The sequence below is a fragment of the Dyadobacter fermentans DSM 18053 genome (genome assembly GCF_000023125.1).
In the GTDB taxonomy this organism is placed as follows: domain Bacteria; phylum Bacteroidota; class Bacteroidia; order Cytophagales; family Spirosomataceae; genus Dyadobacter; species Dyadobacter fermentans.
In genome coordinates, this window is the sequence record NC_013037.1 from 6,904,219 (window position 1) to 6,928,562 (window position 24,344).

Annotated in this window: 18 protein-coding genes; 9 read left to right on the forward strand and 9 right to left on the reverse strand. The window is 51.2% G+C overall.

The features are described 5' to 3' along the window. The first annotated feature begins 8 nt into the window (after positions 1 to 8). The 4 genes from DFER_RS28690 (at position 9) to odhB (ending at position 8,770) form a co-directional block, all read left to right on the forward strand. The gene (locus DFER_RS28690; protein WP_015815178.1) at positions 9 to 3,227 is read left to right on the forward strand and encodes a hypothetical protein; all 3,219 of its coding nucleotides are present in this window, start codon (positions 9 to 11) and stop codon (positions 3,225 to 3,227) included. Positions 3,228 to 3,354: 127 nt separating this feature from the next. Then, positions 3,355 to 4,257: a PorP/SprF family type IX secretion system membrane protein gene (locus tag DFER_RS28695; RefSeq protein ID WP_229206133.1), complete on the forward strand. Its 903-nt coding sequence runs from the start codon at positions 3,355 to 3,357 to the stop codon at positions 4,255 to 4,257. 113 nt (positions 4,258 to 4,370) lie between these two features. Further along, positions 4,371 to 7,133, forward strand: a complete 2,763-nt coding sequence (locus tag DFER_RS28700) for a 2-oxoglutarate dehydrogenase E1 component (protein WP_015815180.1) — start codon at positions 4,371 to 4,373, stop codon at positions 7,131 to 7,133. A 47-nt stretch (positions 7,134 to 7,180) separates the two neighbouring features. Beyond that, positions 7,181 to 8,770, forward strand: a complete 1,590-nt coding sequence (odhB, locus tag DFER_RS28705; RefSeq protein WP_015815181.1) for a 2-oxoglutarate dehydrogenase complex dihydrolipoyllysine-residue succinyltransferase — start codon at positions 7,181 to 7,183, stop codon at positions 8,768 to 8,770. A 122-nt stretch (positions 8,771 to 8,892) separates the two neighbouring features. On the opposite strand, the gene DFER_RS28710 is transcribed toward odhB, so the two are convergent. After that, positions 8,893 to 9,219, reverse strand: a complete 327-nt coding sequence (locus DFER_RS28710) for a nucleotide pyrophosphohydrolase (RefSeq protein WP_015815182.1) — start codon at positions 9,217 to 9,219, stop codon at positions 8,893 to 8,895. A 223-nt stretch (positions 9,220 to 9,442) separates the two neighbouring features. Beyond that, positions 9,443 to 9,895, reverse strand: coding sequence for a D-aminoacyl-tRNA deacylase (gene dtd / locus DFER_RS28715; protein WP_015815183.1), 453 nt, complete (start codon positions 9,893 to 9,895; stop codon positions 9,443 to 9,445). Positions 9,896 to 10,082: 187 nt separating this feature from the next. Here dtd and DFER_RS28720 point away from each other — a divergent pair, with 187 nt between their 5' ends. The 3 genes from DFER_RS28720 to DFER_RS28730 are packed head-to-tail and all read left to right on the forward strand — an operon-like array spanning position 10,083 to position 12,175. Next, the gene (locus DFER_RS28720; protein ID WP_015815184.1) at positions 10,083 to 10,523 is read left to right on the forward strand and encodes a DUF6934 family protein; all 441 of its coding nucleotides are present in this window, start codon (positions 10,083 to 10,085) and stop codon (positions 10,521 to 10,523) included. Between the two features lie 4 nt (positions 10,524 to 10,527). After that, positions 10,528 to 10,725: a hypothetical protein gene (locus tag DFER_RS28725; protein WP_015815185.1), complete on the forward strand. Its 198-nt coding sequence runs from the start codon at positions 10,528 to 10,530 to the stop codon at positions 10,723 to 10,725. 22 nt (positions 10,726 to 10,747) lie between these two features. Continuing rightward, a complete protein-coding gene (locus DFER_RS28730) occupies positions 10,748 to 12,175 on the forward strand; it encodes an L-serine ammonia-lyase (protein ID WP_015815186.1) in 1,428 nt (475 codons plus the stop codon). Positions 12,176 to 12,178: 3 nt separating this feature from the next. On the opposite strand, the gene mgtE is transcribed toward DFER_RS28730, so the two are convergent. Then, positions 12,179 to 13,531, reverse strand: coding sequence for a magnesium transporter (mgtE, locus tag DFER_RS28735; protein ID WP_015815187.1), 1,353 nt, complete (start codon positions 13,529 to 13,531; stop codon positions 12,179 to 12,181). 66 nt (positions 13,532 to 13,597) lie between these two features. Beyond that, entirely contained in the window at positions 13,598 to 14,398 is an 801-nt protein-coding gene (rsmA, locus tag DFER_RS28740; RefSeq protein ID WP_015815188.1) for a 16S rRNA (adenine(1518)-N(6)/adenine(1519)-N(6))-dimethyltransferase RsmA, read from the reverse strand. A gap of 88 nt (positions 14,399 to 14,486) precedes the next feature. Here rsmA and DFER_RS28745 point away from each other — a divergent pair, with 88 nt between their 5' ends. Both DFER_RS28745 and DFER_RS28750 read left to right on the forward strand, forming a co-directional pair. Continuing rightward, positions 14,487 to 18,101: a PAS domain S-box protein gene (locus DFER_RS28745; protein WP_015815189.1), complete on the forward strand. Its 3,615-nt coding sequence runs from the start codon at positions 14,487 to 14,489 to the stop codon at positions 18,099 to 18,101. A 149-nt stretch (positions 18,102 to 18,250) separates the two neighbouring features. Continuing rightward, positions 18,251 to 21,148: an outer membrane beta-barrel protein gene (locus DFER_RS28750; RefSeq protein WP_015815190.1), complete on the forward strand. Its 2,898-nt coding sequence runs from the start codon at positions 18,251 to 18,253 to the stop codon at positions 21,146 to 21,148. 81 nt (positions 21,149 to 21,229) lie between these two features. Here DFER_RS28750 and DFER_RS28755 read toward each other — a convergent pair whose 3' ends face one another. The 5 genes from DFER_RS28755 to DFER_RS28775 form a co-directional block, all read right to left on the reverse strand. After that, positions 21,230 to 21,859 carry a LysM peptidoglycan-binding domain-containing protein gene (locus tag DFER_RS28755; protein ID WP_015815191.1) on the reverse strand — a complete coding sequence of 210 codons (630 nt, stop codon included), beginning with the start codon at positions 21,857 to 21,859 and terminating at the stop codon, positions 21,230 to 21,232. 59 nt (positions 21,860 to 21,918) lie between these two features. Continuing rightward, positions 21,919 to 22,410, reverse strand: coding sequence for a 5-(carboxyamino)imidazole ribonucleotide mutase (purE, locus tag DFER_RS28760; protein WP_015815192.1), 492 nt, complete (start codon positions 22,408 to 22,410; stop codon positions 21,919 to 21,921). Positions 22,411 to 22,416: 6 nt separating this feature from the next. Further along, entirely contained in the window at positions 22,417 to 23,559 is a 1,143-nt protein-coding gene (locus DFER_RS28765; protein WP_015815193.1) for a 5-(carboxyamino)imidazole ribonucleotide synthase, read from the reverse strand. A gap of 119 nt (positions 23,560 to 23,678) precedes the next feature. Then, positions 23,679 to 24,077 (reverse strand): type II toxin-antitoxin system VapC family toxin, encoded by a 399-nt coding sequence (locus tag DFER_RS28770; RefSeq protein ID WP_187293416.1) that lies wholly within the window; start codon positions 24,075 to 24,077, stop codon positions 23,679 to 23,681. Then, positions 24,061 to 24,327 carry a hypothetical protein gene (locus tag DFER_RS28775; RefSeq protein ID WP_041735659.1) on the reverse strand — a complete coding sequence of 89 codons (267 nt, stop codon included), beginning with the start codon at positions 24,325 to 24,327 and terminating at the stop codon, positions 24,061 to 24,063. Before DFER_RS28775 ends, DFER_RS28770 begins: the two co-directional genes overlap by 17 nt. Between the last annotated feature and the right edge of the window lie 17 nt (positions 24,328 to 24,344).

Genomic DNA, 24,344 nt, shown 5'->3' on the forward strand with positions numbered 1-24,344 from the left:
TTAGCACTATGAGCAGAAGATATATTTACACATTAACCTTTTCGATCGGTCTTTTAACGGTTTTAGGATTATTTTCAGAATCAATAGCACAGCGCTATCCTTCACAGGAGACTTTTGGAAAGAACCGGGTCCAGTATAAGAAGTTCAACTGGAAGATCTTCCGGACCACGAACTTTGAGATCTACCATCATCAGGGCGGCACTTCACTCGCCAGGCTGACGGCCCAGTATGCGGAAAGCGAATTTGATAAAATCACGGACGTACTCGGCTGGACGCCTTATAACCGGGTAAAGATATTCCTCTACAACTCGCCCGCGGAGCTCGAACAGAGCAATATGGGCCTTTCGGTGCTGGATAACCTTTCGGACCAGAAACTCAATCTTGCACAATCACGCGTGGAAGTGGCCTATACAGGCGATCAAATCGGTTTTCGCAAGAAACTTGTGCGGGATATCAGCCTCCTTTTCGTGTATGACATGCTGTATGGCGGTAACATGAAAGAGGCATTACAAAGCTCGCTGCTGCTCACATTGCCAGAGTGGTTTATGACCGGAACGGCCGCTTACATTGCCGAAGGCTGGTCGCCGGAGCTGAACGATTACATGCGGGATTTCTTCAAAAACCGCAATGTGCGCAAGCCCACCCTGATGCAGGGCGACGACGCGACGCTCATCGGGCATTCGATCTGGAATTACATAGCGGAACGTTACGGAAAGGACAAAATCTCCGACATTTTGAACCTTACCCGCATTATCCGCACCGAGCAAACGAGTATCACGTCCACGCTCGGCGTGCAATCCTACAACCGCTTCCTGCGCGACTGGCGGGCCTATTATTTGAACCAGACCAAAAACGCAGAGCAGTTTTATACTGATCCCAATCCGACCTGGAAATACAAGCTGAACGAATTCAATGTAACCGACGCGAGCGCGGTGATCAAGGTGTCGCCGGACAAGAAATTTACGGCGGTGAGCGAAATCAAAAACGGTCGCTATCGCGTGTATCTGTTTGACAGCGAGTCGGGTTCGAAGAAAGTGGTGCGCCAAGGTAAGCTCGACATCATCGGCGGCCGCATGAAAACCCAGCCGCCGCTGCTGGGATGGTCCAAGAACAATGTACTGACCATTTTGGCCAACGAAAACGACAAGAAGAATCTCTACATGTACGAAAACGTCGGTACCAAAAAGATCAGGATCAAGACGAAGCGCAACATCCGCGGACTTGACCAGATCGTTGATATGGACGTCTCGCACGACGGCAGCATGCTCGCCGTAAGCGCCGACAAAGCGGGCCAGAACGACCTCTTCCTGATCAGCGTAGCCCGCGCCTCCACCTTGCCGCTAACCAACGACCTTTATGATGATCTTTCTCCAAGATTTATTCAGGGATCATCACGCCGCGTAGTGTTCTCTTCCAACCGTCCGGTTGATTCGCTAGGCACAGGGGATAAGGGTAATTTCAAATCCATTGCACCTTCCTACACGATCTTCGAGCATGACGGTGCACCGAGGACCGGCACCATTGTGAAATTGGTCGAAACCGAGGGCAAGACGAAAGTGACGCCTGTTTATGCTGATGATAATGATGTGGTTTACCTTTCCAATGGTAAAGGCGTTAACAACCTTTACAAATACAACCGTGCTTCGCAAACCAGCTCGCAGCTTACCAATTACATTCAGAACATTCGCAATGCGGATGTGAACCTGAAAGCTGCGGGTGGCGCGCTGGCTTACACTTATCTGAACGACGGCTATTACACTGCCGCCTACAAAAACAGCTTCGACCTGAACACCACGGTGAACCCGCCGGCCCTGAATGTTGCCAGTGCGGGCAATGCAGGAGCTGCCAACGCCGCAGCCCCGGCTGTGAATGCAGATTCCGCTGCGAAAGCTGCCCAGGCCGGACAAGCGCCGAAGCTCGCGTTGAAAGATGGCGAAGTGGACACGGATAATTATGAGTTTGACGAGGATGTACTGAAATCCTTCGAATCGAGAAGGAACCGCGGCACTTTCCCGACTACACCCGGCGTAGCATCCCGCACAAGGGCTGTCCGCGAGAACATCGCGATCAAAGGGCCGTATAATTACAAAGGACTGTTTATCACCAACGACGCGGCGTCCGACTGGCGCATTGACCCGATCCGCGGTTTCGGCTACGCGCAGTCCATTTCGATGAACGATTTGCTCGAAAACCACGTCATAAAGGCCGGTATTTTCATTTCGTCCAATTTCAGGAACAGCGATTTGTTTGCTGAATACAACAATAACACCTATCGCGTCGATTTCGGCCTGCGTGTGGATAGAAGAACACTTTACAACGATTCGGAAGGTTTGATCCAGAAATACCGGTTCAACCAGCTGATGTTCACGGCGTCATACCCATTCTCAACGACTAGCCGCCTTTCGGTGTCGCCGATGTTCACATCCACGAGAATGATCGACGTGCTGCTGCCTAACCCGGATCTGGCTTCGAATTACGGCGGCGTGCGCAGTGAATTTGTTTTCGACAATACGCGGGTTAATGGGATGAATATGATGGAAGGTACGCGTTTCAAGATCCGCTACGACCTTTATCAGGGTTTGAGCAATGGAAACGAAAGCTTCAACCGCGCCAGCCTCGATTTCCGTCATTATCAAAAAATCCACCGCGACCTGATCCTGGCAGTGCGCGCGGCGGCCAGCCATTCGGGCGGGCGGGCGCCGAAGCAGAACATCCTCGGCGGTATGGAAAACTGGATCGGTAACCGGAAAGAAAACCGCACCGGAGACAACCCGCTCAATTTCCAGCGTGATAACCGCGACATCTTCTTCGCCGATTTCGCGACTAACCTGCGCGGTTTCAGGCTCAACAGGCTGTCGGGTACGAGCTACATGTTGCTGAATGCGGAATTGAGAATACCCCTCGTGAAATACCTGTACCGCGGAGCGATCACTTCGAGCTTCCTGCGTAACTTCCAGATCGTCGGCTTCGGGGATATCGGAACGGCGTGGACGGGCAAAGGGCCATTCAGCGAAAACAACAGCCTGAACACGCAAATCATCGTAGACCAGAGCGAGACATTCAGAGCAACAGTTACCAACTATAAAAACCCTTATCTGATGGGCTACGGAGCCGGCGTGAGAACTACGCTATTCGGTTTCTATGCGAAATTTGATTACGCCTGGGGTGTCGATAATGGTTACACCAATAAACCCATTCCTTACGTAACATTGGGTTATGATTTTTGACATAACACAGCAGTAGAAAAGCATTATACAAGAGTTCTAAAAATGGCAAGAGATAGACTCTCCTGCCATTTTTATTTACAAAAACCCATTTTCAGTGCCCATGATATTCAAGAACACACCTGAACTTATGAAGCGAATTATCATTGCCGGAATGCTCGTTTTTACTGCCGGCAGCGCCGCTTTCGCGCAACGCGAAGTGCTGTATGAGCAATACGTGCAGAACCCGATGTCGATCAATCCCGGCTTTACGGGTGTGCGCGAGGACTTTAATATGACCGCCATTTTCCGCAGGAAGTGGTTCAATATCCCCAATTCGCCCACCAGCCAGACTTTCGCGGCCGACGGAGCCATCGCTAACGGAAAGTTTGGGATTGGTTTCCAGGCATTGAACGACCAGACCAGCTATTTCACAACCACCGGGTTTGTAGGGTCTTTCGCATTCCACCTCGGCATTTCCGATACCTGGAAACTGGGGCTGGGCGCGCAGGGCGGCATCAATGTTTTACCCGTTTCGGATGGAAGAAATATTGGCAACAACCGGGCAATGGGAAGTTTCGGCCTTGGCGCCTGGCTGCGGTCGGAGCAATGGTATGTGGGGATATCGAAGCCGGAGCTGCTTTCCCAGAGATTCGGGGACCAGTTGGTTGGTTCACTTTACCGGCGGCCGCTATACATCATGGCGGGTGGGAGCCACGACCTGGGCGATGATATCATGATGTTGCCGCATATCCTGCTGGTGCAGGAAAAGGACCACAAACTGAGATTCGACATCGGATCGCGATTCTGGTTCAGGGAGAAGGTAGGCCTTGGCGCGTCTTATCGTGTGGGAGGGGGGATCAGCGGTTTTGCCGCGAAAGTGGATTATTTGCAGTTAACCGCTGAGGTTCAGGCGGGAAAGAACGTGAGGTTGGGGTATTTTTACAGCACCCGGCAGGCCGAGCAGATTTATGCAAGCTACTCCGGCCCGAAAGGCATTCACGAGCTCATGCTGAAATTTATTCCGAATCCGAAAGGCTTTCAGAAATTCTGACGTCGGGAACCATTCTAAATCGTGTTTTTGGTTGAGTTAAAAGGATATTTTTATTCGTAATCTTTACATAAGTCTCGTACCTTTGTGCCATAAATGAACTACTCACTTTTGTGATGGATAAATACACTTATATAGCAAATTCCGACGCCGCTTATATTGAAGAATTGTACAATTCTTATAAGCAAGATGCAGCCTCCGTGGACGAGGGCTGGCAGAAGTTTTTTGAAGGTTATGATTTTTACCAAAAATATCCGGTATCCGGCAACGGTCACGCTAATGGCTCCGCCAACGGCAAAGAAGCATCGGTAGCCGGCAAAGCCGATCCTGCGCGCATCCGCAAGGAAATGGAAGTGGTGCATTTGATCCGCGGATACAGGTCGAGAGGCCACCTGCTGGCGACCACGAACCCGATCCAGAAAAGGAAAGACCGCCGCCCGCAATTGGACATTGCTGATTTTAATCTGGGACCCGAAGACCTCGATACTGTTTTTGAAGCCGGTATTGAGGTCTTTGATCGTCCGGCCACCCTGCGTGAGATCGTGGACGCACTGAAAAAGATCTACGCAAGCAATATTGGTTTTGAATACCTCTATATCCGCGACCGCGAGCAAAAAAGCTGGTTGCGCAAAAAAATCGAGAAGGAAGCATTGACTATGTCATTCTCGATCGATGAGAAAAAACACATTCTTTCAAAACTGAACGAGGCGGTTGTTTTTGAAAACTTCCTGCATACAAAATACCTCGGTCAGAAACGCTTTTCGCTCGAAGGTGGTGAAACGACCATCCCCGCGCTCGACGCGATGATCAATAAAGCCGCCGAAATGGGCGTGGTGGAAGTGATGATCGGTATGGCGCACCGCGGCCGCCTGAACGTGCTCGCGAATATCATGCAGAAAACCTACGGACAAATCTTCAATGAGTTCGAAGGGAACCTGCCCGACCAGGTTTGGGGAGACGGCGACGTGAAATACCACATGGGTTTTGCGAGCCAGATCACCACCAAAGATGGTAATAAAGTGCATTTGAAGCTCGCCCCGAACCCATCGCACCTCGAAGCGGTGAACCCGGTGGTGGAAGGTTACGTCCGCGCCCGCGCCGATGGCATGTACGATAGCGATTACGATCGCGTATTGCCCGTTCTGATCCACGGCGACGCTGCTGTGGCCGGCCAGGGTATCGTGTATGAAGTAACCCAGATGTCGGGATTGAACGGCTACTACACGGGTGGTACGATCCATTTTGTGATCAATAACCAGGTTGGTTTTACCACCGACTTTGTGGATGCACGTTCGTCGATTTACTGTACGGACATCGCCAAAATCGTGGATGCACCTGTATTGCACGTCAATGGCGACGATCCGGAGGCGGTGGTGTATTGTATGCGCCTTGCGGTGGAGTACCGTCAGAAATTCAATAAGGACATTTTTATTGATATGGTTTGTTACCGCCGTCATGGACACAATGAGGCGGATGAACCGAAATTTACGCAGCCGGTTCTGTACAAATCGATCGATAAGCATCAGAACCCGCGCGAAATCTACCAGAAAACGCTCGCAGAACGGGGTGACGTGGATGCACAGCTGGCCGATACCATGGATAAGGAGTTCAAGCAACTATTGCAGGAACGCCTCGATATGGTGAAGCAAAAAGCATTGCCTTACACGCTTCCGAAACTGGAAGAAGAGTGGCACAAGCTGCGTAAGTCGAAACCGGAAGATTTTGAAAAATCGCCCGAAACCGGCGTGCCGCTGGAACAGTTGGAAAAAATTGGTCAGGCGCTGATCAAAACGCCCGAGAATTTCAACAGGCTGAAACAAATCGATAAGCTGCTCAAAGACCGTGAGCAGATGATTTTTGATAAAAAAGAAGTAAACTGGGCCACTGCCGAATTGCTCGCTTACGGTTCGATCCTCGCGGAAGGCAACATCGTTCGATTGAGCGGTCAGGATGTGCAGCGCGGTACATTCTCGCACCGCCACGCAGTATTGCGCGATGTGGAAACCAATGCGGCATACAATAGCTTGCAGCACATTCAGGAAGGCCAGGGCCAGTTCATGATTTACAACTCCCTGCTTTCGGAATATGGTGTTCTCGGGTTCGAATTCGGTTACTCAATGGCCAATCCGAATGCACTGGTGATCTGGGAAGCGCAATTTGGTGACTTTGCCAATGGCGCGCAGGTGACGATCGACCAATTCGTAACATCGAGCGAAACCAAATGGGATCGCTGGACAGGGCTGGTGATGTTGTTGCCGCACGGTTACGAAGGGCAAGGTCCAGAACACTCGAATGCCCGTCCGGAGCGCTATTTGCAGCTTTCGGCCAACTATAACATTATTGTAGCGAACGTTACCACGCCAGCCAACTTCTTCCACTTGCTGCGCCGTCAGTTGAAATTCCCGTTCCGCAAGCCGTTGATCGTAATGTCGCCGAAGTCGATGCTGCGCCACCCGCTTTGCGTTTCGCCGGTCGACAGCCTGGTGAGCGGTACTTTCCAGGAAACCATCGGCGATACTTTTGCTGATCCGAAGAAAGTGAAGAAAGTGTTGCTTTGCACCGGCAAGCTGTATTACGAACTATACGAAAAACAGCAGGCCGACAAGCGTGACGACGTGGCGATCATCCGTCTGGAACAAATGCACCCGTTCCCGCAAACGCAGATCGACGCACACCTGAGCCAGTATGAAAATGCAAGTGTGTACTGGGTACAGGAAGAGCCCTTCAACATGGGAGGATGGACGTTCATGCTGCGCATGTACAAAGGCGTGAAGCCGTTGCAGGTAATCGCCCGCGAACCAAGCGCGTCGCCTTCGACTGGTTTCTCGAAAATCCATGCGAAAGAGCAGGCCGAGATTATCAGCAGAGCTTTTGAATGATATTCCTATAATTTTTGACTCAATTCAATAACAAGATTGCACATAAAATGGCTGAAATTGAAATAAAAGTACCGCCCGTTGGCGAGTCGATTACCGAGGTTACGATAGGAAACTGGTTCAAAAATGATGGCGATTTTGTGAAGATGGACGAGGTGATCTGCGGACTGGATTCGGACAAAGCGACATTTGAACTGACCGCGGAAGCAGAAGGTATATTGCATATTAAAGCACAGGAAGGCGATACATTGAACATCGGTGACCTGATCGCGACCATAGAAGCTGCCAACGGCGCGGCACCGAAAGCAACAGCTCCGAAAGCAGAAGCGGCTGCTCCTGCGGCGGCATCGGCTCCTGCGGCAGCTCCGGCACCCGAGCCGGCGAAAGCTGAAACCCCCGCGGCAGCACCAGCGGCTACGACAGGCCAGGTGTATGAAATGAAAGTTCCCGCGGTAGGAGAGTCTATCAGCGAAGTAACAATCGCTTCTTGGAGCAAAAAAGATGGTGACTACGTGACTGTGGACGAAATCCTGTGCGAACTGGAATCGGACAAAGCGACATTTGAACTCCCTGCGGAAGCAGCCGGTATATTGACGATCGTCGGAAAAGAAGGCGACACGTTGTCGATCGGTGCGGTGATCTGTACCATCGCGCAAACGGAGGGTGCTCCTGCATCGGCCTCGTCAGCTCCGCAAGCATCGGCCCCGGCTGCTGCTGCGCCTGCTGATAAAGGTTACAGCGAGAAACACGCATCGCCTGTTGCCGCGAAAATCCTGGCAGAAAAAGGAATCGATCCGAAAGATGTAAACGGTTCCGGCTCAGGAGGCAAAATCATGAAAGACGATGCATTGAAGGCTGAAAAAGCGGCTCCGGCTGCTGCTCCTGCCGCTGCTAAACCGGCCGCTGCCGCTGCTCCTGCCGCCGCAGCTCCTGCGGGCGCCCGTGCATCCCGCCGCGAGAAAATGACGTCGTTGCGCAAAACCATCGCCCGTCGCCTGGTAGCAGTGAAAAATGAAACGGCTATGCTCACCACTTTCAATGAAGTGGATATGAAGCCGATCATGGATTTGCGTGCGAAGTTCAAAGATAAATTCAAAGAAAAACACGAGGTAGGACTTGGTTTCATGTCGTTCTTCGTGAAGGCGGTAACCGTGGCGTTGAAAGACTTCCCGGTCGTGAATGCCTATATCGACGGAGAAGAGCTGGTTTACAACGATTTTGCGGACATTTCAGTAGCCGTATCTACACCGCGCGGATTGGTTGTGCCGGTGATCCGCAATGCTGAGAACCTGTCGTTCGCGGGCGTTGAGAAAGAAATCGTTCGTCTGGCGGTTCGTGCGCGTGACGGTAAACTGGGCCTCGATGAAATGTCGGGTGGTACATTTACGATCACCAACGGCGGTATTTTCGGGTCAATGCTTTCAACTCCGATCATTAACGCGCCGCAATCGGCGATCCTCGGTATGCATAATATCGTTGAACGCGCGGTGGTGATTGATGGCCAGATCGTCGTTCGTCCGATCATGTACGTGGCACTGTCATACGACCACCGGACTATCGACGGTAAAGACTCAGTGAGCTTCCTGGTTCGCGTGAAACAGCTCCTCGAAGACCCGACCCGTTTGTTGTTGGATATTTAATATTATCATTTCGGAAAAATAAATGCAGAACAGGCCCGGATTTCCGGGCCTGTTCTGTTTTGCAGCTAAGAACTTCGCGCAATGTGCTGCTTAGCAATCCTGACTGCACACTGGCAGGAGGTTTATTGCAGCTTCGTATTTTGTTTATGCCGGTCCTTATCGCGGTCGGTTTTCTTGGCGAGATTCTTCTCAAATGCCTCGGTCAGATTAATGCCTGTCTGATTGGCCAGGCATATCAGCACCCATAGCACGTCAGCCATTTCATCGCCCAGGTCTTTCCCCATATCCGATTTTTTGAAAGACTGGTCGCCGTAGGTTCGCGCCATAATGCGCGCGAGCTCACCTACCTCTTCGGTGAGGATAGTCATATTGGTCAGTTCTGAAAAGTATCTTACGCCGTAAATTTTGATCCATTGATCAACCTGATCTTGTGCTTCTTGGATGGACATGATTGAATGATTGAATGATCCGCCGTGGAACGGGGAATGAGTGAATGAGCCGCCGTGGAACGGGGAATGAGTGAATGAGTGAATGAGTGAATGATCGAATGAGTCAATGTGTGAATGAGCCGCCGTGGAACGGGGAATGAGTGAATGTGTGAATGAGCCGCTGTGTAACGGGGAATGTGTGAATGATTTGCTGTGGAACTGGAAATGAGTGAATATTTCAGTGTCAAATCCTGTTTTTTGAGTCGATGACGAGGGTGACCGGGCCGTCGTTGAGCAGCGCCACTTTCATATCCGCACCGAATTTTCCTGTCTGAATGGGCTTTCCGACCTCTTGGCCTAGGAATGCGATCATCTTTTCATAGAGGGGAATTGCGATTTCCGGTCTGGCGGCTTCGATGAATGAGGGGCGGTTGCCTTTTTTTGTGCTCGCGTGCAGCGTGAACTGGCTGATCAGCAGGATATCACCGTCGACTGCTTTTAAATCAAGATTCATTTTCCCTTCCTGATCATTAAACACGCGCAAGCCAATAATTTTCCTTCCCAGCCATTCGATATCCTCCTGCGAATCGGAACGTGTTATGCCCAGCAGCACCATAAAGCCGGTTTGAATCTGTCCCTTCACTTTTCCGTCGATAGTCACCGAAGCGCTGCTGACGCGCTGGATTACTGCAATCATGTTTGAATGTATTGGTTTTTGGATTAGGGGCAAAAGTAAGGGAGAATCTGTTACGGTGAGCGTGTCGGTTTTGTGAAATGCCGATCGTTCAGCGGAACCGGCCGGTGGTACTTTGATCGAGTATAACCAGATACTGTGTACTTAGATAATTAAAACCTTAGCACCGGTTACACGCACTTCACTACAAATGGAAGAACCGCACTATGAATTTGAATATGCCGTCCCTGATGAAGTCTATATATTTGTTAGCAAGGGAAAGCATAAAAGTGTGACTAAAATGGTCAAGTTTCAGATGATTCAAAATGACATCGCTAACTTGGGTTTTGGTGATTGTACAGATCATGGGGTTGACTTTGATGATCGGGTCGTCACAGACAACGGGGATATGGAGAGAGTCTTGGCAACGGTCATCAAAATCACTGCGACCTTTTTGTCAAAAAATCCCGAAGTTTCTGTGTATATTACTGGTAGCACAGCGGCAAGAAACAGGTTGTACAGAATCATCATCGGTAACAACTTCGAAGCCATAAGCCAAATTTACAAAGTCTGGGGATATCTGCGTGGCACGTGGTTTCCTTTCGAAAAGAATGTAAATTACGAAGCTTTTCTTGTATCAAAACTGTTCTAAACTTATGGAAATTGTTAAGATGGTAAGGCGAATACTAACAAAGGTAGACCTCTCGACTGACGATTACACCGGCAGATATAACCCAGAACTGGACAAGTACGTGGGTGTAGATCTATTTCCTGAAAAAACGGCCAGGGCGAAAGAAATGCTCAAAAATGCGCCCCTGCCTCCGGAGCTTCAAAACCGCCAGGTCAAGAAGTGATTTTTTCGCTTATCCTCACCCCATGACATCAGAACGCATTTCCGTTTTCGACATTTTTAAGATTGGCATCGGCCCGTCCAGTTCGCATACATTAGGCCCGTGGCGGGCGGCGCAGCAGTTTTTGGGGATTGTGAAGGAGCGCGGGCTGCTCGGAAGCGTCGAAAAAGTGACAGTACATTTGTTTGGTTCGCTGGCGAAAACCGGGCGGGGGCATGGTACCGATATTGCCGTGATCCTCGGGCTGAGCGGTTATGACCCCGTGACCATTGAAACAAGCTCCATTGATCAGATTCTGGCCGATATTGCAGCCAGCGGATCGCTGATGCTGCATGGGGAGATGCAAATTCATTTCAGCCCCAAAACAGATGTCGTTTTTCATAAAACCGAAACCTTGCCGTTTCATCCGAATGGGCTGGGGTTTTCGGCCGTTTGTCTAAATGGTGAGGTGGTGGAGGAAACCTACTATTCCATCGGCGGCGGATTTGTGATCCAGGAGGGTAAGGAGGCAACGGGCAAGATGTTGTCCGCCGATATTCCGTATCCGGTGGATCGTGCGTCGGATGTGCTGGAATGGCACCGGGTCACGGGGAAGCCGATTTGGGAAATGGTGCTCGATAATGAGCGCGTCTGGAAAGATGATGCGGCGATCCGGAAGGATTTACTGAACATCTGGCGTGTGATGCAGGATAGTATTTTCCTCGGTTGCCAGCATAAAGGTGTGCTACCGGGAGGCCTGAATGTACAACGCAGGGCCGCGGAACTGAACCAGAAGCTGCTGAAAGGCCATACCTGCGCCGGGTGCGATGAATGGGTCGAGCTGATCAGGAATGGCGGCTCGGGTTTCAATTATACGCTCGACTGGGTGAGCTGCTTCGCGCTGGCCGTGAATGAGCAGAATGCCTCGTACAGCCGCGTGGTGACGGCGCCTACCAATGGGGCCGCGGGCGTCATTCCGGCGGTGCTGCAATTTCATGTCACGTTTTGCGGCGGTACGGAAGAGGATATTTTTCGCTTCCTGCTGACGGCCGGGGAGATTGGCAGTATTTTCAAAAAAGGGGCCACCATTTCTGCGGCAATGGGCGGTTGTCAGGCAGAAATCGGCGTGTCGTCGGCGATGGCTGCGGCGGGCCTGGCACAGGTGTCCGGCGGGAGCGTGGAGCAATGCCTGATGGCCGCGGAAATTGCCATGGAGCACCATCTTGGCCTTACCTGTGATCCGGTGGCCGGGCTCGTGCAGATACCCTGCATCGAACGCAACACGATGGGCGCCATTAAGGCGATTACCGCGTCGCAGCTAGCATTGCAGAGTAATCCCGGAAATGCGAAGGTGTCGCTGGATAATGTGGTTAGTACCATGTGGCAGACTGCCCTCGATATGAACAATCGCTACAAGGAGACTTCCGAAGCAGGCCTGGCAGTGAATATCCCCATCAGCCTCAGCGAATGCTGATTTTTACAGTTTTAAAAGCAAATGCGCCAGTCCAAAGTAGACACCGTAGCCGATCAGGTCGTTGGCTGTGGTGATGAACGGACCGGACGCAACCGCGGGGTTAATCCCGATTTTTTCCAAAACAATGGGCGTTAATGTGCCCATAAACGAAGCCAGAAACACCACCGACATTAGCGCCGCAGAAACGACCATGGCGAGCTGCAACTCATTGCCGATGAGCATATTGAATCCGAACACAATGGCGCTGATAATGAGCCCGTTGATAAATGCCACGGCAAACATGCGGATCAGGCGCTGGCCTAGCGAGGTGTCGAGACCGGTTTTATCGGCAAGGCCCTGCAAAATAAGGGACGACGTCTGAATGCCCACATTTCCGCCCGTGGAGCCGATAATGGGAATGAAAGCGGCCATAGCAGGAATGATTTTGAGGTCGCCTTCGAAAAAGCTGATGAATTTCGCAGCAAGAATCCCGCCCATCATACCTACCAGCAGCCAAGGCAGGCGCGCCTTCGTTTGCTGCCAGATGCTGTCGTCTTCCTCTACATCCCCGGTAATACCCGCCATAGCAAGGGTATCGGAGCTGGCCTGGTCGGTGATAACGTCCACGATATCGTCAATGGTAATGCGGCCCAGCAGCTTGCCCTGCACATTCACAACCGGCAGCGCATCGAGGTCGTAGCGGCGCATGAGCTCGGCCACCTCTTCCGCGGGACGGTAGGTTTCGACAAAAATTACGTCCTTGTCGTACAGGCTTTCGATTTTTGTGTTCTTATGCGCCAGCACGATTTTTTTCAGCGACAGAATACCGTGCAGCTTTCCAAAATCATCCACAACGTACACAGCATACACCTTCTCAACGTCCTCAGCCTGCGTGCGAAGTTCTTCAATGCATTGATTTACAGTCCAATTGACATTCGCTTTCACCAACTCTTTCTGCATCAAACCACCGGCCACATCCTCGTCATAATGCAGCAAATCGAGGATGAAGCGCGCTTGTTCGCGGTCTTCAAGCAATGCAATCACCTCCTCGCGAACACGAATGGGCTGCTCGTTGAGCAAATCGACCGCATCATCCGAATCGAAGAGGTTCACGAATTTCGATATTTCCTCCGAGGTGAATGCTTTCAGGAAGTCGCGACGCTCGCCGCGGTCCATATCGGCCAGGATGGCTGCGCCGGTTTCGATGTTCAGCTGGCTGATCAGGAACTTGGCGCTTTCGGTTTCCAGCTCGTAGAGCAGGCTGGTAATGTCGGCCGCGAAGAGGTTCTCCATTTCTGCCCTGATGGCCGCAGAGTCCTCTCTTTCAATTAGTTCCTGAATATGGTCTACGTATAGCTGGGTTAATTCGAACGTCATCGTGATGAGCTTTTAGCGATTGGCGAAATGCTTTTAGCTTCCTTAATATACTGTTTCAGGACGGGTTTAGTTTGATCCCTGCGCATTTTGCGCAAGTAATGTCAACGTAACGAAGTCCTGAACGCTCAATTGTTCGGCCCGTTTGTTGAGCAGCGGGTGGTACGGTATTTCGCCTACCGGCTTCAAGGCATTCCGCAGGGTTTTGCGCCGCTGGTTGAATGCCGTTTTAACCACCCTGAAAAACAGTTTTTCATCGCACTCTAATGCACTCACCCCATTTCTGCGCAGCCTGATCACGCCCGACTGAACTTTCGGAGGCGGATCGAACGCGCCGGGAGGCACTGATACGAGGTAGTCGATGTCGTAAAATGCCTGCAAAAGCACGCTCAGAATGCCGTAGTCCTTGTTTCCGGGCGGCGATGCGATGCGTTGCGCCACTTCTTTTTGCAGCATACAAACGATCTCCGGAATGCGGTCGCGGATTTCGAGGGCCCGGAAAAAGATTTGGGAGGAAATATTATAAGGGAAGTTCCCGATGACGGCGAACTTGCCGGGAAAGTGCTCGCCTGCATTGAATTTCAGGAAATCGCCGGCGATAATCCGCGGCGCCAGGTCGGGATAGTGCTTTTCGAGATAGGCGACCGACTCGGTGTCTATCTCGATGACGTAAGTGCTGAAATCGGTCTTAGGTAAAAGAAATTGGGTAAGTACGCCCATACCCGGCCCGATTTCGAGAACGCGGTCGTAGCCACCGTGGCCGGACAGGCCGTCGACGATGCGCTGGGCAATATTCAAATCTTTCAGAAAGTGCTGGCCCAGATGTTTTTTGGCCCGCACTTTGGAATCATCCGGTTTTTTATAATTCATTTTCACAAGCCAAAATTACGTCTTAATTCGTAGATTTATCGAATAAAGAATTGGAAGGAAACTTAAAAGTGCGATTGTACCGGGACCCATGGAACTGATTTTATCCCAAACCGACTGGCAGACTATTCACCACACACTTCAACATTTAAACCTGATCGGAATTACTTTTTCGCCCGATTTTGTGATCCGCAGCGTGAGCCCGCATGCGCTCATGAAAACCGGCTGGCACGAGTCGGAGCTGGTGGGTTTCAGTATATTCGATAAGCTGATCCCGAGGGATGAGGAACACGAGGTTCGGCAGATGCTCGAAGAGGGTATACAGGGCAAGCGGAAGCTGGAACAGCGGGAGGTGCCATTCCTGGCACAAAAGGGGACATTGCGCACATTCTCGATCAACTCCGTGCTGATTCATCAGCAAAATGGTGACGTTGAATGCATTACCCTCGTAGGCGACGATATTACACGTCGCCGGCGAATGGAATCCGCCATTGCCAAGTCGAATTCGCAGTTGCAGGACCTGGTGGATAATACGAGCGATCTCATCCAGCTCGTGGCGATCGACGGCAAGTTCATTTTCGTTAACAAAGCCTGGCGCGAGGTGCTGGGCTACGGGCTCGACGAAATCGCGTCCATGCGGATGGAGGATATTCTGCATCCCCAGCACAAGGAGGAAGCGCTCGAACAGCTGAAAAAGATCGAACAAGGTATCGCCAATCCAAGCTTCGAGGCGGTTTTTATGAACCGCGACGGGAAGAAAGTATTCGTGGCCGGAAGTGTAAACTGCCGTTTCGACAATGGCAAACCGACCGCATTCCGGTGTATTTTAAATGATTTTACAGAAAAGATAAGGGCTGAGAAGGCGCAAAACCTGTATTACAGCATTGCCAACTGGACGGTCAACACGCAAAATCTTGACGAATTTTACCACGGTATCCACGATGAACTAGGTAAGATCATCGACGTGCGCAACTTCTTCATCGCGCTTTACGACCCGAGCAAAAGCTACATTTATTTCCCTTATTATGTGGATCAATATTTCAAGGGAAATGTGCGGTTTACCAAAAGGAAACTGGGCAATGGCTTGACCGAATACGCAATTGCGTCCAATAAGCCGTTGTTTTTGTCGGATACGGACATTGAAAAACTGGCCAAAACCAACAGCCTTTACCTCTACGGTGTTACGCCGAAAGTGCTTTTGTGCGTGCCCTTGCGTATTGGCGACCGGGTAACGGGTATTATCGGGGTTAAGTCTTATGATGATCCGAATATGTTCGATACCCGCGACCTGGAATTGTTGGAATTTATTTCCGGACAGGTGGCTATGGCCATCGCCAGGAAGCAAAGCGAAGAAGAATTGAGCAAATACCTGGCGCGCTTAAATGCGATTTTCGATAGCAGTTCGCATTTGATATGGTCGGTGAATAAGTCGCTGCAACTGACTTCATTCAACAGAAACTACGCGGATCTGATTCATAATCAGCTTGGTGTGCGGCCGTCGCTGCAATCGAGCGCGGAGAAATTCGGCTGGCGGATGGTGGGCAACAGCAACCGCCGCACGCTCGAAACGAAGTACCGGCAGGCATTGCGCGGCGAACCGCAGTATTTCGAATTTAAGATCGACCGCAAGGATGCCGGCGAAATGTGGCTCGAATTTTACCTGAACCCCATCCACTATGCCGACGGCGTGATCGAAGAAGTGTCGGGTATTGCCCGTGACATTACCCGGCGGAAAGAGGCCGAACTATCGCTGAGGCACAGTGAGGAGCTTTTCAGGGGTATTTTTGAAAACTTGCAGGATATTTATTGCCGGATCAACCGCCTTGGCGAGATTACGATGATCAGCCAGTCGGTGCTGAAACGCCTGGGTTATCTGCCGGAAGAAGTGATCGGTCACAAGATTACCGAGTTTTTTGCGGACAAAAAGCGCATTCACTCTGCATTGATACGGCTTCGGAAAACCAAAAGTCTGCGGAATTTCGAGATCACGATGTACCGCAAAGATGGTACGGAGCGCCAGTTTATGATCAATATGCTGATGTTCACGAATGACAAAGGCAAACCAACCGAAGTGGCGGTTCTCGCCCGCGACATTACTGAACTGAAACGCAATGAACTCGAATTGCTGAAAGCCAAGGAGCATGCGGAACGTTCCCTGAAGGTAAAAGAAGGTTTTTTGGCCAACATGAGCCACGAAATCCGCACGCCGATGAACGGCGTGATCGGGATGATCGACCTGCTGGGCGAAACGCCGCTGAATACGGAGCAAAAGGATTATGTACTAACGATCAAACGGTCGTCGGAAACGCTGCTGAACATTCTGAACGACATTCTTGACCTTTCGAAAATCGAGGCGGGAAAAATGGAGCTGCACGAAGCACCGATTGCGGTGGAAGAGCTGCTGCTCAAACTGGTGTCGCTTTTCGGGCAAACGGCCAAAAGCAAGGGCAATACACTGAGCTACCACGTCGGACCGGACATTCCCAAATTCATCATCGCCGATCAAACGAGGTTGCTGCAAATCATGTCCAACCTCACGTCCAATGCATTGAAATTCACAGAGAATGGTTCTGTGAAGGTCTTTCTCACATTGGTCAAAAAGGATGGTCTGTTCCACAAGATCAAGGTAGATGTGCAGGATTCGGGGATTGGTATCAGCGCCACCGACAAGCAGATTCTGTTTACCTCATTTACACAGCTTGATAACTCATCACGCAAATCATTCGGCGGCACCGGTCTCGGACTGGCCATTTCGAAACAGCTTTGCGCATTGATGAACGGCGAAATCGGTGTGGAATCGACGCTGGGCGAGGGGAGCACGTTCTGGTTTACATTTGAAACAAAGGAAACTTCTATTGCCCAGGTAGGCACCGTCACGCAGCTTGAAGATACGCCTATCGAGGACGTGTTTACCGATTACCACCCGTCTATCCTCCTCGTGGACGACAATGCCGTGAACCGGAAGGTAGCCAACGAGATCCTTAAAAAATCGGGCTGCGAGACGGATATGGCGGAGAGTGGTTTCAAGGCGATCGAAATGGTAGAAAAACGGTACCATTCCGATGCGAAAGGCTATGATATCATCTTCATGGATATTCAAATGCCTGATATGGATGGGGTGGAAACGACCCAGGAGCTTAAAAAGCGCTTTTCGAAAGGACTTCCACCGATTGTTGCCATGACGGCCTATTCGATGAAGGAGGACCGCGATCGCTTTATGAGCCAGGGAATGGACGATTACATTGCCAAGCCCATTCGGGCACAAACGCTCGTTCAGAAGGTGAAAGACCTCATGGGCAACATCGAAGGCCGCAAACTTGAACAGAAACAGAAGGAAATCGCGCAGGAGGCCATGTCGCCTGTGCTGGATAAGGAGATTATCGACCAACTGGCGGGTATCGGCGGCGCCGACCTCGTATGGTCGGTATTCGAGGATTTCGTTACGGAATCGGACGAATTGGTGGCGGGTGCATTGGAGGCTTACAAAACCGGCGATATCAAAACGGTGAAAAGCAATTTGCATACGCTCAAAGGCAGCGGCGGCACGGTAGGTGTGCATCAGGTTGCAGAAATTGCGCGCGATGCAGAGTGGCGGCTCAAATCGGACGACACGAGTACGCTTGCCGAAGCGCTCCCGCAGTTGGAGAAGGCATATGAGCGATTTTTGGCCAGCTACAAGGGTTTGCTGGGCGAATGGCTGAAATAATGGCTTAAAAGCGGCTTCGGATTCGTCGGTAAAATCCGGCTTTTGGTCTATTAAAACCTCCGAAACGGTCGATTGTAAGGGTTTGTTGCGATAGTGCATTAAACTTTGCTGGGCAAGGCGGCTCTAACCAGCAATAAACCTTTACAGTCATGAACAGATTTACATTCTTCGTTCTCCTCCTCGCCGGTTTTGCCGCTCCGGCCTTCGCGCAAAATGCGCAGATTACCGGCACGGTCATCGATAGCGTTAGCCGCGAATCCGTAGTAGGTGCCTATGTGTCCGTAACGCGCAATGCCCCCGACGCGAAACCGGAATATGTGACGACGGATGTGAACGGCAAGTTCACCTTTACCGGCCTTACCAAACAGGTTTCCTACCTCGTAAAAGTCTCTTACCTGAGTTATAAAGATTTCACCCGGGCTGTCACCATAGCCAACGACACCGAAAATCTTGGCATCATTACCCTTACCGAAGCAGTTGCGAACCTGAAAGAAGTGAAAGTGGTAGGGCAGGTTACCGCAATGGAACAAAAGGGCGATACCACGCAATTCAATGCAGCTGCATTTAAAACAAATCCCGACGCTACGACCGAAGACCTGATCCAGAAAATGCCCGGCATTACGGTTGCCAACGGGACTGTCACCGCGCATGGCGAGACTGTCAACCGGGTTTTGGTGGATGGTAAACCGTTTTTTGGCGACGATGCCGCATTGACGCTGAAATCACTGCCGGCAGAAGTGGTGGATAAAATCGAGGTGTTCGATAAGCTCAGCGACCAGGCGCAATTCACCGGCTTTGACGACGGTAATGCGCAGAAAACGATCAATATCGTGACGAAGCCCGACAAGAAGATGGGCCAGTTTGGAAAGGTTTTCGCCGGATACGGGCTCGACGACCGCTACCAGGCAGGAGGAAATGTCAGCTTTTTTAAAGGAAACCAGCGTATATCGGTGATCGGATTGAGCAATAATATCAATAATCAGAACTTTTCCAGCCAGGACCTGCTGGGCGTGTCGGGTGGCGGTGGCGGAGGTAACCGCGGCGGAGGCAGCTCGGCGGGCAACTTTCTAGTGGGCAACCAGAGCGGGATCACGGGTACTAATTCATTTGGCTTGAATTATGCCAACAAAATCGGGAAGGTAGACCTCAGCGGCAGCTATTTCTTCAACAGAACGAGCAATAGCAATGTGCAGGGCCTTTCGCAAGAGTATTTTCTGCAAGGCGGCACGAGCAACCAGTTTTACAATGAAAACAGCCGCACCAACACCACCAACTCCAATCACCGGCTGAACTTCCGGATTGAATACAATATCGACCCCAAAAATTCGCTCATCATCACACCGCGGCTGAGCTTTCAGGATAACCATTCGGGCAGCGTAAAGGCCGGTTTGACGACCCTCGCTTCCGACGGAAGCAAGGTAAACAGCTCGGATAACAGCCAGGGCAATTCGAATAAAGGCTACAATTTCTCGAACGATATTTTGTTCCGTCACGCATTCGAGAAAAAAGGACGCACGGTTTCGGTGAATTTCAACACGCAGCTGAACGACAGAAACGGCCGCCGGGACCTTTATTCCCGAAATATGTATTTCGATAACCTGGTACAGGGTGACACCGCCATGCGCGGCGATACGATCGATCAGCGCAGCTTCACACATTCGGATGGTATCACATTGGGCGGAAACCTCGTGTACACCGAGCCGATCAGCACCAGCAGCCAGCTGCAATTCAACTACGGATTGACGGTGCAGAACAGTAATTCGAACCGTGATACCGACAATCTGAACTACGACGACGGCACTTATTCGGATCTGGACTCATTGCTGACCAACAATTTCGACAACCGTTACGTGACCAATCGCGCCGGCTTAGGCTATCGCTACCGGAAAAACAGCTGGTCGGCGAACCTGGGCGTCGATTTCCAGAATACCGGCCTGTACAGCCAGCAGCTGGCGCCGATCAACAATAAGGTGGATCAGTCTTTTACCAATATCCTGCCTAATGCGATGATCAACTACCGCTCGAAATCGGGCACGCAATTCCGGGCATTCTTCCGGAGCTCGACCAACCAGCCGTCGATTTCGCAGTTGCAGAATGTGGTCGATAACAGCAATCCGCTTTCGCTCACCGCCGGTAATCCGGATCTGAAACAGGAATACCGCAATATGTTCAACGTCCGTTATTCGCTCGCCGGTGCCAAACGCCCTTACAGCCTCAATGCGATGATTTTTGTGACGCAAACGAACAATGCGATCGTGAATTCGACATTCATCGCACAGGAACCCACGACGCTCCCCAACGGCCTGTTTCTCGAAAGGGGTGCCAGATTCACCGCTCCGATCAACGTGGATGGCAGCTGGAATGCACGGTCATTTTTAGCCTTCGGAAAACCTGTTGCACCATTGAAATTAAACCTGAACATTACCACTGGTTTCAACTACATGAGATCGCCGGGGATGATCAACTACGTGCCCAACTTTTCGAACACGTACGCAATTTCGCAGGGGCTGGTAGTGAGCAGTAACATCAGCGATAAACTCGACTTTACGGTTTCATATTCAGGAAATTACAATGTGGTGCGAAACAGCATTCAGCCGAATCTGAACAACAATTACTACACACAGGGCATTACCGGGCGCGTCAACTGGATCTTCGGAAAAGGATTTGTGGTACAAAGCGACGTCAGTCACCAGTCGTACCGCGGCCTAGGAGAAGGTTTCAACCAGAACTTCACCCTTTGGAATGCCAGCATCGGTAAGAAATTCCTGAAAAACAATGCCGGCGAGCTGAAACTGACGGTATTCGATATTTTGAAACAGAACAACTCCATTACGCGTAATGTAACTGAAACGTACGTGCAGGATGTCACCAATCGTGTGCTCACGCAATATGCAATGCTCACATTCACCTACACGCTTCGCAACTTCGGCAAGGCGCCGGCCAACAACGGAGGCAATTACAGAAGACGCGATTTCGACGGCGGCGGCGACTTCCCGCGCGGCGGCGACCGCGGCCAGGGCGGAGGCGGCCGGGGATTCAACAACTAGGTATTAAACCCTTCATTCAGTGCAAAAGAAAACCCGGGGCGGGATGCTCCGGGTTTCTTCTATGCTTTATGTTTTGTAAAACTATTTCCTGTCGGGGAACGGGATGATCAGCTTTTCGCCTCTTTCAGAGAAATCGCGGGTTTTGCCGTTTGCTTTCATCAACGCTTCTTTGGAAATGCCGTATTTGCCGGCCACAACGCGAAGTACATCGCCCGGACCTACCGTGTGAACGGCTTTAACCTGCACTTTCAGTTTAGTAACACCGGCCTTCACGTTTGGAACGGAGGAGTTGAGGCCTTGCAGCGTTTCCGTTTTGAGATTGTAGCGCGATGCGATGCTCGAAAACGTTTCTCCGCTCCGAACGGTATGGGTTATTTGCTCCCCGCCGATGGAAGCTGCCGATACGGTCGGTTTGGCCTCAGGCTTGGGCGCTGCGGGCGTTTCCTTCACCGGCTCGGGTTTAGTTTCTTCAATCGGATCGTCGGCCGGTGCGGGTTCGTCGCTGATCGTCTCGGCGGCGTTTTCTTCCAGCGTGGAATCCACAACTACCGACGTAAGCTCCTCGGAGCTCGAAGAACTGTCGGAAATATATTCGTAGCCGATGTACAGCATTGCCAATACAAGCAGCACCAACACCAGCAATGTTACAATAGGCAGATTCGACTTTTCAGTGGGACGGATATTTCTTTTCTTGGGGAATTCGTCTTCCATAATCTGGCCGGATTCTATTTTTAGTGGAGTTAATTTTCTACGAAAATAATAAAGACAACCTAGTTTCCAAGTTGATTTTTCAATTCCTCGTTCATCACCGCCACTTTCTCTTTAAGGCTTTCTTTGAATGCATCAAGCCGTTTTGCAACCGCTTCGTCACTTGCGCCGATGATCTGGGCGGCAAGGATTCCGGCGTTCCGAGCACCATCCAGCGCCACCGTGGCAACGGGTACCCCCGCCGGCATTTGCAGGATCGACAGCACCGAGTCCCAGCCGTCGATCGAGTTGCTCGACAGCACCGGCACGCCGATTACTGGCAGCGATGTTAACGAAGCCACCATTCCCGGTAAATGGGCCGCACCGCCTGCTCCGGCGATGATCACCCGTAACCCGCGGCTGCGCGCAGAAGCGCCGTACTCGAGCATGCGCTCGGGCGTGCGGTGTGCGGATACGATCTCCATCTCATACGAAATGCCCAGCTCCGTCAATGCGTCTGCGGCCAGTTGCATCACCTTTCTGTCAGAAAGGCTGCCCATGATAATCCCTACCATTGATATTTACGAATTCGTTTTATGACTGATTACTCTGATATTTTTCTGGATAAAGTCCGCTTTTGCCTTCAATGAAGCAATGTCCGTGTCCATAATCGTAATGTGCCCCATTTTGCGGAAAGGCTTGGTGATCGCTTTCCAGTAAAGGAACGGGAACACTTCGGGTGTGGCCAGCAATTTCTCCATGCCTTCATAAACGGCCGGACCTTCGTAGCCATCCTCGCCCAGCAAATTAACCATTGCCGACGGGCCGTAAGCATGCGTGCTGCCAAGGGGAAGATTTAGGATTGCGCGCCAATGTTGCTCATACTGCGACGTGGCGTTAGCGCGGATCGTGTGGTGCCCGCTGTTATGCGGCCTCGGCGCGACTTCATTGATAAGTACTTCACCTTCCGGCGTAAGAAATAGCTCCACAGCCAACAAACCGACGATCTGGAATGCCTCGGCGGTCTTACGGGCGATTTCCTGCGCTTTCGCATTCACTTCCGCGCTGATTTCCGCCGGTGCGAACAGGTATTCCACCAGATTATGCTCCGGATGGAACACCATTTCAACCGTAGGGAATGTTTCGATAGCGCCGTCGGCATTGCGTGCTACAATCACCGCGAGCTCCTTTTCAAATGCAACGGCTTTTTCGAGCAGGCCGGGCTTGTCGAAGGCCTTGTCGAGATCGGCTGCGGAAGTGAGCCTTTGCACGCCGCGGCCGTCGTAGCCGTCCTTGCCGAGCTTATGGAATGCAGGAAGAAACGAAATGAAGTTTGAAACGTCCTGGCGGTTTTCGGTGAGGATAAATTCGGCGGTAGGAAGTGCCTTTTCGGTGTAAAACTGCTTTTGAATACGCTTATCCTGGATCTGACGGATGACCGACGGCTGCGGGTAGACCTTCTTGCCTTCCTTTTCAAGCGCTTCGAGCGCTTCTACATTTACCTTTTCAATTTCGATGGTAATGACGTCCAGGTCTTTGCCGAAATTGTAGACAGTATCAAAATCTTGCAGGGAGCCTTGCGTGAAGTGGGGCGCTATTTTGCGGCACGGCGCTTCGGCGTCGGGGTCGAGTACGTGAATATCGAGGTTCCAGTCAACGGCTGCTTGCAGGAGCATGAGCCCTAGTTGCCCGCCGCCGAGAATTCCTATTCGGGATGAAAGCATTTATAAAATGATATTTTCCCGCAAAATTGGTTTAAAAACGGTTTAGAAAAAAGGGAATGTTTGCCAAATGTCGGCCCGGAACCGCTGGTAGATCAGTAGTCGACATTTGAGATATGCGGTTATTGCAATGCGTTGGACAATTTCAGGCCTGGAATCATCCTGAAATCTTTGAGGTTCGCCGTACGCAGTTCGAGATTATAAACCAATGCGGTAGCCGCAATCAACGCGTCCGGGGCGCTCACCGAATGCGACAATGCATAGCTATGGCCGATGCGCGTGGCCGCTTGTGCAATGGCTTCGTTCAATTCGAAATGCATGAAGCCATTGAGCAAGCGCCGGATTTTGGTCAGCTCCGCGCGGTTCAGGCATCCATTATAAAGTTCAAGAACAACAACCGTATTCACGGCAAAGCGCCGCTTATTGGCAGAATCAATAAATTCGATGGCAGCCTGCTTTCCCCTCAGATAATCAATGAGGATATTCGTATCGAGCAAAAGCATCTCAGCATCTGAAATCACGGCGGATGCGCCTTACATAAGCAGCCGAGTCACCCACATGCGAAAAAGGCTTTACATTGGGATCATTGGCCATCGCCTCTTCTTCGGGCGTCAGCTCTTCACAGATCACGCGCCCGTGGGCAGCGGGATCAAGGCGTGTATAATGGAATTCGGGCTCGTTCACCTGGCGCACCTGCGTTTCTTCGAGGTCTTCATAGGTCGCAGCCAGCTTAGCGCCGTTGGCGGAGTCGTTTTGGGAAGTTGTTTTCATAGTGGCGTCTTTTAACA

Bases quoted from the DNA above. Each gene is read 5' to 3' on its own strand.
- DFER_RS28690 (WP_015815178.1), top strand. From the start codon at position 9: ATGAGCAGAAGATATATTTACACATTAACCTTTTCGATCGGTCTTTTA.
- DFER_RS28695 (WP_229206133.1), top strand. From the start codon at position 3,355: ATGAAGCGAATTATCATTGCCGGAATGCTCGTTTTTACTGCCGGCAGC.
- DFER_RS28700 (WP_015815180.1), top strand. From the start codon at position 4,371: ATGGATAAATACACTTATATAGCAAATTCCGACGCCGCTTATATTGAA.
- odhB (WP_015815181.1), top strand. From the start codon at position 7,181: ATGGCTGAAATTGAAATAAAAGTACCGCCCGTTGGCGAGTCGATTACC.
- DFER_RS28710 (WP_015815182.1), bottom strand. From the start codon at position 9,219: ATGTCCATCCAAGAAGCACAAGATCAGGTTGATCAATGGATCAAAATT.
- dtd (WP_015815183.1), bottom strand. From the start codon at position 9,895: ATGATTGCAGTAATCCAGCGCGTCAGCAGCGCTTCGGTGACTATCGAC.
- DFER_RS28720 (WP_015815184.1), top strand. From the start codon at position 10,083: ATGGAAGAACCGCACTATGAATTTGAATATGCCGTCCCTGATGAAGTC.
- DFER_RS28725 (WP_015815185.1), top strand. From the start codon at position 10,528: ATGGAAATTGTTAAGATGGTAAGGCGAATACTAACAAAGGTAGACCTC.
- DFER_RS28730 (WP_015815186.1), top strand. From the start codon at position 10,748: ATGACATCAGAACGCATTTCCGTTTTCGACATTTTTAAGATTGGCATC.
- mgtE (WP_015815187.1), bottom strand. From the start codon at position 13,531: ATGACGTTCGAATTAACCCAGCTATACGTAGACCATATTCAGGAACTA.
- rsmA (WP_015815188.1), bottom strand. From the start codon at position 14,398: ATGAATTATAAAAAACCGGATGATTCCAAAGTGCGGGCCAAAAAACAT.
- DFER_RS28745 (WP_015815189.1), top strand. From the start codon at position 14,487: ATGGAACTGATTTTATCCCAAACCGACTGGCAGACTATTCACCACACA.
- DFER_RS28750 (WP_015815190.1), top strand. From the start codon at position 18,251: ATGAACAGATTTACATTCTTCGTTCTCCTCCTCGCCGGTTTTGCCGCT.
- DFER_RS28755 (WP_015815191.1), bottom strand. From the start codon at position 21,859: ATGGAAGACGAATTCCCCAAGAAAAGAAATATCCGTCCCACTGAAAAG.
- purE (WP_015815192.1), bottom strand. From the start codon at position 22,410: ATGGTAGGGATTATCATGGGCAGCCTTTCTGACAGAAAGGTGATGCAA.
- DFER_RS28765 (WP_015815193.1), bottom strand. From the start codon at position 23,559: ATGCTTTCATCCCGAATAGGAATTCTCGGCGGCGGGCAACTAGGGCTC.
- DFER_RS28775 (WP_041735659.1), bottom strand. From the start codon at position 24,327: ATGAAAACAACTTCCCAAAACGACTCCGCCAACGGCGCTAAGCTGGCT.